We start from the raw sequence: 11,421 nt of genomic DNA, 5'->3' as shown, positions 1-11,421 counted from the left end.
AGGAATAATAATAATGACAACACAAGTGCATAACGAAAAGCTTTCACCATGGCCTTGGATAGTAGATTCAAACGATGCCAATTTTGACCTTGCTACTATTGGCAAAAAACTAAAAGATTTGTCACAGGCATGCTATTTAATTAATCACCCTGAGAAAGGGTTGGGCGTGGCCCAACATGCTCAGGTGATTACTGAGCAAAATGATGCGTTAACGGCAAACAACCAAAACTTACCGGTGAGTGCGTTTGCCCCAGCCCTTGGCACTCAAAGTTTAGGTGACAGTAATTTCCGCCGAGTTCATGGGGTTAAATACGCCTATTATGCTGGTGCTATGGCCAATGGTATTGCCTCTGAAGAGTTAGTCATCGCCTTAGGCCAGGCAGGTATTTTATGCTCATTTGGCGCAGCGGGTCTTATTCCGTCACGGGTAGAGCAAGCTATTAGCCGCATTCAAGCGGCGCTGCCAAACGGCCCGTATATGTTTAACTTAATCCACAGCCCAAGCGAGCCCGCATTAGAGCGCGGCAGTGTGGAGTTATTTTTAAAGCACAAGGTGCGTACCGTTGAGGCATCAGCCTTTTTAGGCTTAACGCCACAAATTGTGTATTACCGCGCCGCCGGATTAAGCCGTGATGCAAATGGTGAGATTAATATCGCCAATAAAGTGATAGCCAAAATTAGCCGCACCGAAGTGGCGATTAAATTTATGCAGCCAGCACCTGAAAAAATGCTCCAAAAACTGGTTGATGAAGGCTTAATTACCCCAGAACAAATGGCACTCGCGCTGCTTGTGCCGATGGCTGATGACATTACTGCAGAAGCCGATTCTGGCGGCCATACCGACAATCGTCCTTTGGTGACCTTATTGCCGACTATTTTGGCACTTAAAGACAAGGTCCAAGCGCAATATCAATATAAAACACCAATTCGTGTCGGTTGTGGTGGCGGTGTGGGTACACCCGATGCTGCGCTTGCTACATTTAACATGGGTGCAGCCTTTATTGTGACCGGTTCAATCAACCAGGCTTGTGTTGAAGCTGGCGCGAGTGAATATACACGTAAACTTTTAGCTACCACCGAAATGGCCGATGTGACCATGGCGCCAGCGGCAGATATGTTTGAGATGGGCGTTAAGCTGCAAGTGGTAAAACGCGGGACCTTGTTCCCGATGCGAGCCAATAAACTGTATGAGCTTTATACGCGTTATGATTCTATCGAAGCGATCCCTTTTGATGAGCGTGAAAAGCTTGAAAAACAAGTGTTCCGTTCAAGTTTAGAAGATATTTGGGCCGGTACAGTCGCACATTTTAATGAACGTGACCCTAAGCAAATTGAGCGCGCTAAAGATAATCCAAAACGAAAAATGGCATTGATTTTCCGCTGGTATTTAGGCCTATCTAGCCGCTGGTCTAACACTGGTGAAGTGGGCCGTGAAATGGACTACCAAATTTGGGCAGGTCCTTCACTAGGCGCGTTCAATGAATGGGCGAAAGGCAGTTATTTAGATGATTATACTAAGCGAAATGCGGTAGACTTAGCTAAACACATGATGCATGGCGCCGCATACCAAGCCCGAGTTAACTTACTTACCGCCCAAGGTGTGGCAGTTCCCGTTGAATTACAACGCTGGCGCCCACAGGATCAGGTGAAATAGTTAACCACTTGGATAGCAAGCTGGTATCAATAAAAGTATCAGTAATGTCAGTCTCTTTTAAAAGGAAGCGACTGACAATTTAATTAGGTAATGGCTATGAGTGAAACGCAAAAACTGGATTTCTCAGCGGTAAATGGCACCACATTAGCGTCTTTTAATCAGCATAAAAATTTGATTAAGCGTATGTTAAAGGGCAATAGTGCAACTTGCAGTGAGTGTAATAAACCACTGACATTATTGTTACCGCCAAATACTCATAAAGCCAAACCCAGCGAAAAAGCACCGGGCATTTATTGCGCAAAAGGTTGCACAGATATCGAGCTTGATATGGAAGCAGTATCCTTGATGTAATATGAGTAAAGTGCATTTTTTTAATGATTAAAGGCGCCTTTAGCGCCTTTTTTATTGCCTGAATTGGCACAAGCTTGAGTTACCGTGTTTTAAAATAAATAACATTCATTAAACAATGGTTGAAATAAAATATATCTAACCTCGGTCTACATTTTTACTAACAAACACTATAATATTAAAAGTACATAAACGTTTTGCATATTAATATGCTTTACATAATAAAAACAGAAATTCAAGGTTATCAATGAAGTATCGTTTTATGTTAGCCCTTGCTGCGATAGTTTTTTGCAGCGTAAGCTTTGCTCAAACTGAAGATTATCAGTTTGCCTCTATAGACTCCTTATTTGAACAACAGGTCGGCGCAAAAGTATTACCGGTCATTTATTCAAAACTGGGATTAACCATTAGCATAGTGCCGATGCCGGGGAAGCGCGCCCAACGTGAAGCAGCGTCAGGCCATAAAGACGGCGAAATAATGCGAATATGGAGTTATGGTAAAGAAAATCCCAACTTGATCCGTATACCCACTCCTTACTATCAATTAGAGACTATGGCATTTGTGCACAAAGATAATCACATTGTATTAACATCTCAGGCTGATTTATCTAAGTATAGTTTACTAAAAGTAAGGGGCGTTAAGCACACTAATATCATTACCGCTGATTTAAGAAACGTATTTGATTACAATAATACTCAAACTATGATGCTTGCTCTACATGATAGTCCTTCTAGCATTGCACTCACCAATACATCTGACGGTTTATACGCGATTAAGAAATTAAACATCGATTACGTCAAGGCATTACCACCAGCTTTAGCCACACTGGACTTATATCATTACGTTAATCAAAAGCATGCAGCATTAGTGCCCAGGCTAGATGCCGTAATCAAAACCATGAAACACAGTGGTGAACTTGATAAGTTACTTCGTAATGCAGAAGCTGAGGTGTTAGCAAGTTTATAGATTTTAATGAATATTATATAAAATCATAACCTTATGGTATTCCTACATCTCTAGGTTGAATCGACAAATAGTAAGTTATCAACAAATAGAAACCCTTGTTTAAAAGTCGTACCAGAGCTCATAAATAACTATCCGCAATAGTATTATTCGTAATAGTGTTATACGTAATGAGGCCTTATAAAAACTAACATAGCTCAATTCCCGCCACACACAGAAAATGGTGACACTATATTTATGTATTAAAAATGGATGTTGCTAAGCAATAGGCTATAAATAAACCCTAATTCGAATGGTGATTAGTTATTGCGTTAACTTAGACTGTTTTACCGTAACTCATAACTTACGGTGCTATTTAAGATTTACTCTTAGGGTTTAATTTCATTATAAGCGCCCAATATCATATTAATAAGGGCTAATTTATAACGGCTAAGCGATTTCATATAGCGAATTTAAATATTAAGGATTTATCATGACAAATGAATATACCCCTCCAAAAGTATGGACAATGGACAGTGAAAATGGCGGCCAATGGGCCAGTATCAATCGCCCTGATTCCGGTGCCCGTCATGAGCAAGCTTTATCGGTTGGTGAACATGCGTTACAACTTTATTCATTAGCAACGCCTAACGGCCAGAAAGTCACGATTATGCTTGAAGAGTTGCTTGCTGCGGGGATAAATGCGGCTGAGTATGATGCACATATTATTAATATAGGTGAAGGTAATCAGTTTTCTTCTGGATTTGTTAATGTTAACCCCAACTCAAAAATTCCAGCGTTAGTTGATAACTCAGGCACTGAAGCTATAAACGTATTTGAATCAGGTGGCATTTTATTATATTTGGCCGACAAATTTAGTTACCTTATTCCGACCGACATAGCAGCACGCACTAAAGTCATGAACTGGCTATTTTGGTTACAAGGAGCAGCGCCTTATCTTGGCGGTGGTTTTGGACATTTTTATGCTTACGCCCCAGAAAAGTTTGAGTATCCTATTAATCGTTTTTCAATGGAAGTAAAACGCCAATTAGACCTATTAGATAAACAACTTGCCAAGGGTTCATTTATTGCTGGCGAGGAATACTCTATTGCTGACATAGCGATTTGGCCATGGTACGGTAATTTAGTACTAGGGAATATTTATAATGCAGCAGAGTTTTTAGACGTAAACAGCTATAAAAATGTGATGCGTTGGGCAAAAGCTGTTGAGCAACGTCCGGCCGTTCAACGTGGAAGAATAGTTAACCGCAGTTGGGGAGAAGCGTGGGAACAACTTCCTAATCGCCACAGTGCCGCAGATATTGATAAGGTTTTAGCCCTAAAACCATAAAAGATGAACCTTTATAGGCTGAAAGCCTTATAATATTTACCTTGTACATGAGTAATTTTCCAATAATAAGTCAGTTAATCAATAATAAATGATATTGTGGTTTAACTGACTTCTTAGTCTATCACATGGGAGCCACAATGGATTTTGACACGTTAAGAGCATACTTGCTTGCCAAACCCGAAGCGGTTGAAACATTTCCCTTTGGGCCAGGCACACATGTATTTAAAGTCAAAAATAAAATGTTTGCCTTAATTGGCTGGAACAACGATGCTTTAATGATAAACCTCAAGTGTGATCCTGATGAAGCCATTGCATTATGTGATATTTTCTCGTCTATCACCCCCGGTTATCATATGGATAAAAAGCATTGGGTGTCGGTTTATTTTAATCAATCAACTGAACAACATATTCCAAATGGTGAAATAAAACGACTGATGGATAACTCGTTCATGCTTGTTGTTGATAAGCTACTCAAACACGAACAAACATCCATTTTATTGCACATGTAAATATTCGATACATTTTGAAATTATAAGCATTTACTGATACTTATTTTACATTCAAACTTCATGCTAGCTCATGCTAGCTCATGCTGCATTATGAATTTCAGTTGCATCTCACCTAATCCTTGATATTGAAATTTAACCAAGGTGTCCATAGGGACTTTGATCACGCCACAGTACGACCCTGTAATAATGGCTTGACCTTTTTTAAGGCTAATGCCCTTAGATGTTAAATAATTAACTAACCAATAAACCGGATTTTGCGGCAGTTCACACGGATGAATACCGTTAAACGACCGTACTTCATCTTGATGGCTAACGGTGATGTTAACCTTACTAGCTTGATAGGCTAATGCTTTGTCAATTTCTGGCCCTAAATACAGCCCTTGATTACTTAAGCCATCAGCCAGCTTTTCGAAGTAACTTGCTGAATAGTCGGCACTAAACCGTCCTTGAATTAATTCCAATGCCATATGAGTCGCACGTATGCCACTATCAATTTGTTCATTACTGTATGCTTGATTAGCGTCAAAATCTTGCCCCAAAATAAATGCGATTTCCGGTTCAATTAACCCGACGGCTTCATCACCTTTTTGGCTAGCAATGACTGGACAACACGCTTGTTGATTAACAGCTGTTGCAATAATGGGGGCAAAAATAAGCTGTCCGTTATCTAACGGCACTAAACACTTCCACCCAGTTACAGCATTACCGGACAATTCAATCATCTGCTGCTGGACAGCAAAAGCGTCATCGATACTTTCTGGTTTAAAAAGCTCAAACTCAGAGGCGGGATCCCTTATCGTACGTTGCGCGAAAAGGTGCTGTGTTAATTGATAGATTTGCTCAAACTTTGACATTGTTGTCCTTAATCACTAATCACTAAATAGCCAGCCACTGCTGGGTTATAAGTGGTACGGAATGACTAATATCATATAATAACTGCTGATCTGAGTGGTACTCAATTCCCTGCCAAAGCGTTAACTTAAACACGGTTCCAGCAATTACCTGCCCCACGCCTTTTGGCGTACCTGTCATGACAACATCCCCATCTTCTAAGGTAATAAATGAAGCCAGCTCATTAAAGATTTGTGCGGGTGAATACATCATTAACTGACTATGCCCCAACTGGGCGAGTTGATCATTTATCGTCAAACTAAAACACCATTCTTGGTTACTCGCACTTATCGGCATAAAGTCACTCAATATCGCCGATCCATTAAATGCTTTAGCGCGCTCCCATGGCAACCCTTTGGACTTTAACTGGCTCTGTAATTGACGTTTGGTTAAATCCAGCCCAATGCCTACCGCGCTAAAACGTCCATTTTCGACTAAAAAGCATAACTCAGCTTCATAGTGAATAGTTTCTTGATGAAAACTAATTAACTCAGCACTTATTGCGCTATTGGGTTTTAAAAACACCACCATATCGTCGGGGATATCATTGCCTAACTCATAAATATGTTCGACATAATTTCGCCCAATACAGACGATTTTTGAGGGAGTGACAGCGCCTTGCTGCCTAATCAGTATTTGCTGCATATTAATTTGCTAAATAGTGGAAAACATGAAGAATTATCCCGTATACAAAATAAAAGCACTACACTTAATTTAACCTTTGCCGATATAAGTTATCTTCACCGTTCAATATGACCTAAAAGGTTGCTATTAAATCACTTATTTATTTGCCATAAAATGTATTAACCATTGATTATATTGACTACACTGAAACGGCTTAATCTTATTTAAAAGCATATAATTATAATGAAAAATTGCTATTGCCATTATTCAGAAAGGGACTCAAATGAACCTGCTTGATCTAACAATCAAACAAAAAATTGCCTTAGGCTTTGCGACGATTGGTGTGTTGCTTCTTGCAGGAAGTAGCTTCTTTTATCGTTCGCTAACACAAATCCAAACAGCTAACACTAACATCGAAATCTTAGCGGTTCCGGTTCAAACCCAAAGTAATGCACTTCAATTAAGCTTACTCAAAATGGCCAAAACAGGTAGTTTAGCCTTTTCACAAACGGGAAATGACAATATTAGTAGCAGCTTTGCTCGATTTAAGCTGTTACAAAATGAATACTCAATAACCTTTAAGGACTTATCAAATAAAGTCGCTGATCAACCCAAAATGAAACAGGCTCTAGATAATGTGACGCAACAATACTCACAATACATCAAGCAAAGTGAGACTATGTTCAATGCAAAATTAACCATTGAACAGTCGCGTGCAGATTATAAAAAACAGTATCAAAGGTTTCAAAAAATAAAAGATACCGCCAGTAATAGTATGATCGATTTAGAGATAATAGATGCAGGCGATCAAGACAGTTTATTGGCAGAGGTTATAGGGACAGGCACTCGATTAGACGATACCATTTATAATATGGGCAATATCATAGGTGAAGTTGCTCGATTTACAGATTTACAGAATGTGAATAATCACCAGCAAGATATCTTAATGATGGTTAATAGTATTGAGACTAATTTTCAATTTTTAAAACAGCAAACTGCAACCCTGCCAGCAGATGATTTGTTAGCTATTTTTGCTGAACAATTCGAGCAAATGAAAGCCTTACTCGATACACCGGGCACGCTATATGAAAGTCAGCGTAAAGTGGTTGAAGTAATCCAACAGGCTGATATGGCATATAGTCAATCAAATCAATATTTCGACTCAAGCTTTGCCGAGCTAAGCAAGTTAATGATTTTAGCAGATCAGCGTTTTAACGACTTTAAAAACGTCGCATCCGATGAAATAAGCACGGCGCAAACCTTAGCGATTGCATTAGCGTTAATATTCATCGTACTTGCTATTATCATTTACTATTTTACCTCTAAAGCCATGCTAGGCCCACTTAGAGCGGTTAATCATGCTTTGTCTCGTATTGCTAGTGGAGATTTATCTAAACGTCTCACAAAGCGTAACGATGATGAGTTTGGCGAGTTGATGGACAATATCAACAAGCTATCAGATGATTTAACTTCACTATTACAAGATATTAGCCGCGATGCACATCTATTAGATGAATCGGCAATTAACTCACAAAATCAGGGTCAGAAAATTGCTAATGCAGCCATTAGTCAAATTCATCAAATCAATCAAGCGAAACAACTCGCAGAACACATTCATCAAAGTTCGAATTTAGTGAATAAACAGACTAATGAGTCGGCTAGCCAGATAAGCCTAGCGTCGGAACAAGGCAAGCATATCAAAGGTATTGCTGATGATAACCGTGATCGAATTGAACGATTATCAACTGGGTTAATTGACTCGGTTAACATCATGAATAGCCTAAGTAAAAACAGCGATAACATTGGTGGAATATTAGTTACTATCAGCGCTATTGCAGACCAAACTAATCTATTGGCCTTAAATGCGGCAATTGAAGCGGCACGAGCGGGAGAACACGGCAGAGGCTTTGCCGTAGTCGCCGATGAAGTAAGATCCCTTGCCTCAAGAACTCAATCATCTACCGCTGAAATTCAAACCATGATAGATGCTCTGCAGCAAGAAACCACAAATGCGGTGAAAGCGATTACCCAAGGACAAAACCAGGCTAACCAATGTGTTGAACAAAGCCAGGCACTTCATGATGCCATCGAACATATTGAGTCGGCGCTGTTAACCATAGATAAAATGAGTCAAAGTATTAATCAAGCGGCACATGAACAGGTCAGTTTTAGTGAGCAAATTGAACATACTATGGCTGAAACAGCAGAGTCTGCGGAAGATAATGCAGAAGAGTCCTCAGCAATGGCGAAGCGAAGCCAGGAATTAAATCAATTAGCCCATTCATTAACCGCATCTGTTGAACGATTTAAGTTATAGTTTTTGAGAACTAAAGCATTTAAGTGTTAAAGACGACATTAAGTGCGCTAGATATTTAATACTTAGAGATAGAATTGAATGCTCAAAGAGATAAGTGAAATGATATTGTGGTAATTAGTAGAGACTGTAACTAATTTTGTGTAACTGCTAATCAAAATGTCACTTTAATATTAGATTTTTAAAGTGACATTTTTATCATACTAGCTTAGCTGGGTTAATCCCATAAAAACTCTCTAAAGTGCTTACGGCAAACCGATTCATAGGTTTCATTGCCGCCTATCGCCACTTGCTCACCTTCTTTCATTGGTTTGCCATCACCATCTAAACGTACCACCATATTAGCTTTGCGACCACAATGGCAAATCGTCTTTAGCTCAACTAATTTGTCAGCCCAAGCTAATAAATATTGGCTACCAGTAAATAGCTCGCCTTGGAAGTCACTTCGCAGCCCATAACACAATACAGGGATATTTAAATTATCCACCACATGAGTCAGCTGCTTAACCTGTGCTTTTGACAAAAATTGGCTCTCATCGACAAGAACACAATGGATATGTTTCTGTTGATGTGATTGACCAATAATATCACTCAAATCATCGCCACTGGCGAACACTTGCGCATCAGTTTGTATACCAATTCGTGATGCAACAATACCAACGCCATAGCGATCGTCAATTGATGCTGTCATAACTAACGTGTGCATGCCGCGCTCGCGATAATTATAAGAAGATTGTAATAATGAGGTCGATTTACCCGCGTTCATCGACGAATAATAAAAATACAGTTGCGCCAAAATAATGTCCAATATTGTTGCTTTACTAAATTCTACTTTGATATGACCATTAACCACAAATAATAATGCCGCTTAATCTTCATTGAGCGGCATTATTATTCATTTATGAGTAACGGCTAGCGACGTGCATAAAAAGCTAACGCTAACACGCTGATCACAAACACAAGACTACAAGCTAATAACCCACTGATTAATGAGCCAGTAAAGCCAAGCACTGTATAGCCAATAATACTGATAAACGCCACAATTAAGGCATAAGGTAACTGAGTAATCACATGGTCTATATGATGACAACTGGCCCCTGTCGATGACAAAATAGTGGTGTCGGATATAGGTGAACAATGATCACCAAAAACAGCACCAGCAAGCACTGCTGATAACATAGGTAACATCATGCTTGAGTCGCTTCCCATTGCCATATCGGCAGCAATTGGCAACATAATGCCGAAAGTGCCCCAGCTTGTGCCGGTTGAAAAAGCGGTAATACCTGCAAGAATAAATAACACCACAGGTAATAGCTCAAAAGGAATTGAACCTGTGACTAAACTTGCCATATATTTACCGGTTTCTAGCTGACCAATAACTCCAGCAATAGACCAAGCAAACATTAAAATATAGATAGCGGGTAACATTGAACGCGCACCAGCAACCACGCCTTTGACAATTAAATCTATTTCTAACTTTTGAATAAAAACTAAAATTAACGTAATACTAAAACCAATGACTGAGCCATAAAATAATGATTGGCTCACTTGAGTATTTTCAAAAGCACCTAAAATAGTAAAGGCTTTGCCATCGGCTGCAAGCACATCTGCACCGCTAGTTATCATAAAGTAAACTGTGGCAACGATTAATGTCAAAATGGGTAAAAATAAACCTATTACTTTCCCCGTATCAGCTTCAGGCAGGTCAGCGTTTGCACCAGGGGGAAGGCCTTTAGATTCATCATAAAGCTCACCTTTTTTGGCATTTAATTCATGTTGGCGCATAGGGCCGACATCAAGACCGAACAAGGCAACACATAATAATAATAGTAACGCGAATATGGCATAAAAATTCATCGGGATCATTTGGACAAACACACTCAAATGACCTGATTCAGTAAATCCATGCGCGGTTAAAATGCCACCAATCAAGGCGATAATGTAGGCCCCCCAGCTTGAGATTGGTGAAATAACACAAATAGGTGCGGCTGTAGAATCTAATAAATAAGCTAATTTAGCCCGCGAGATATGGTATCTGTCGGTAATGGGTTTTGAAATTGAGCCTACCACTAAACTGTTAAAATAATCATCGATAAACACCACGCAGCCTAAAAAGATGGTCATTAACTTGGCATCACGTTTACTGCGAATATGCCCTTTAGCCCAATCAGCGAACGCCCTGGCTGCGCCACTAACGGTTATTAAAGCGGTTATCATGCCTAGCATGACTAAGAAACCTAAGATTTGTAAATTCCAGCTATTTAGCGCGCCATCACTCCAAACCAGCCCTTGGACTGTGTTGAGCAAAAATAGACTACTATCCCCTAAAGAGAACTGAGTAAGTAATAATGCGCCGACCACAATACCCACCCCAAGGGACAGTAATACTTTACGGGTGATAATAGCCAGAACAATGGCAACAAGAGGTGGAAGTAAAGATAGTGCCGAATCGGCATGACTAAGTACGTTCATTATTTATTCATCGAGTATGTATGAATGGAGGCGACTGAACCGGTGTAAGGTAATGTTATACCTTAGAGACACCTGTCCTATCAGTAGCGCTCCATAGTAATTTATCTTTGTCATCCCGACAAAAAATACTATGGCAGTGCTGCACCTATTTGGCGACAACACCAGCTGTATTGACCGATATCAATAGCAACTTCGGCATTAAATCCTTTCAAGGTAAATCACAGGCATCACCCTACTTACCTTTACTATTATTTAATGCACCTCTACTTAAAGGGTAAAAATGCGAGCACATAAAAACATAGCGGCCGTAAGGTT

10 protein-coding genes and 1 riboswitch are annotated in these 11,421 nt (G+C 39.8%); of the genes, 6 read left to right on the top strand and 4 right to left on the bottom strand.

The window, feature by feature from the left end:
• Positions 1 to 13 precede the first annotated feature (13 nt).
• The 5 genes from pfaD to ACRWP9_RS09165 all read left to right on the top strand — a co-directional run bounded on the left by pfaD (position 14) and on the right by ACRWP9_RS09165 (position 4,805).
• Positions 14 to 1,654, top strand: coding sequence for an eicosapentaenoate synthase subunit PfaD (gene pfaD / locus ACRWP9_RS09185; protein ID WP_434928830.1), 1,641 nt, complete (start codon positions 14 to 16; stop codon positions 1,652 to 1,654).
• A 96-nt stretch (positions 1,655 to 1,750) separates the two neighbouring features.
• Positions 1,751 to 2,005 (top strand): hypothetical protein, encoded by a 255-nt coding sequence (locus ACRWP9_RS09180; RefSeq protein WP_434928829.1) that lies wholly within the window; start codon positions 1,751 to 1,753, stop codon positions 2,003 to 2,005.
• 244 nt (positions 2,006 to 2,249) lie between these two features.
• Positions 2,250 to 2,969 (top strand): substrate-binding periplasmic protein, encoded by a 720-nt coding sequence (locus ACRWP9_RS09175; RefSeq protein WP_434928828.1) that lies wholly within the window; start codon positions 2,250 to 2,252, stop codon positions 2,967 to 2,969.
• A gap of 469 nt (positions 2,970 to 3,438) precedes the next feature.
• The gene (gene yghU / locus ACRWP9_RS09170) at positions 3,439 to 4,296 is read left to right on the top strand and encodes a glutathione-dependent disulfide-bond oxidoreductase (RefSeq protein ID WP_434928827.1); all 858 of its coding nucleotides are present in this window, start codon (positions 3,439 to 3,441) and stop codon (positions 4,294 to 4,296) included.
• Between the two features lie 137 nt (positions 4,297 to 4,433).
• Positions 4,434 to 4,805: an MmcQ/YjbR family DNA-binding protein gene (locus ACRWP9_RS09165; RefSeq protein WP_434928826.1), complete on the top strand. Its 372-nt coding sequence runs from the start codon at positions 4,434 to 4,436 to the stop codon at positions 4,803 to 4,805.
• A gap of 68 nt (positions 4,806 to 4,873) precedes the next feature.
• Here ACRWP9_RS09165 and ACRWP9_RS09160 read toward each other — a convergent pair whose 3' ends face one another.
• Together ACRWP9_RS09160 and ACRWP9_RS09155 are read right to left on the bottom strand one after the other, a co-directional pair.
• The gene (locus tag ACRWP9_RS09160; RefSeq protein ID WP_434928825.1) at positions 4,874 to 5,659 is read right to left on the bottom strand and encodes a 2-keto-4-pentenoate hydratase; all 786 of its coding nucleotides are present in this window, start codon (positions 5,657 to 5,659) and stop codon (positions 4,874 to 4,876) included.
• 22 nt (positions 5,660 to 5,681) lie between these two features.
• A complete protein-coding gene (locus ACRWP9_RS09155; RefSeq protein WP_434928824.1) occupies positions 5,682 to 6,341 on the bottom strand; it encodes a fumarylacetoacetate hydrolase family protein in 660 nt (219 codons plus the stop codon).
• Between the two features lie 262 nt (positions 6,342 to 6,603).
• On the opposite strand from ACRWP9_RS09155, the gene ACRWP9_RS09150 reads away from it, so the two are divergent.
• Positions 6,604 to 8,637 (top strand): methyl-accepting chemotaxis protein, encoded by a 2,034-nt coding sequence (locus ACRWP9_RS09150; protein WP_434928823.1) that lies wholly within the window; start codon positions 6,604 to 6,606, stop codon positions 8,635 to 8,637.
• Between the two features lie 214 nt (positions 8,638 to 8,851).
• Here ACRWP9_RS09150 and ACRWP9_RS09145 read toward each other — a convergent pair whose 3' ends face one another.
• Positions 8,852 to 9,430 carry a thymidine kinase gene (locus ACRWP9_RS09145; RefSeq protein WP_226410353.1) on the bottom strand — a complete coding sequence of 193 codons (579 nt, stop codon included), beginning with the start codon at positions 9,428 to 9,430 and terminating at the stop codon, positions 8,852 to 8,854.
• Positions 9,431 to 9,546: 116 nt separating this feature from the next.
• Complete coding sequence (locus tag ACRWP9_RS09140; protein ID WP_434928822.1) at positions 9,547 to 11,106, bottom strand: Na+/H+ antiporter NhaC family protein; 1,560 nt, start codon at positions 11,104 to 11,106, stop codon at positions 9,547 to 9,549.
• A gap of 76 nt (positions 11,107 to 11,182) precedes the next feature.
• Positions 11,183 to 11,380: riboswitch (Lysine riboswitch) on the bottom strand.
• Positions 11,381 to 11,421: the final 41 nt, after the last annotated feature.

The organism is Shewanella sp. HL-SH2 (genome assembly GCF_051164935.1).
GTDB lineage: Bacteria > Pseudomonadota > Gammaproteobacteria > Enterobacterales > Shewanellaceae > Shewanella > Shewanella glacialimarina.
This window is presented reverse-complemented; position numbering and strand designations above follow the sequence as displayed.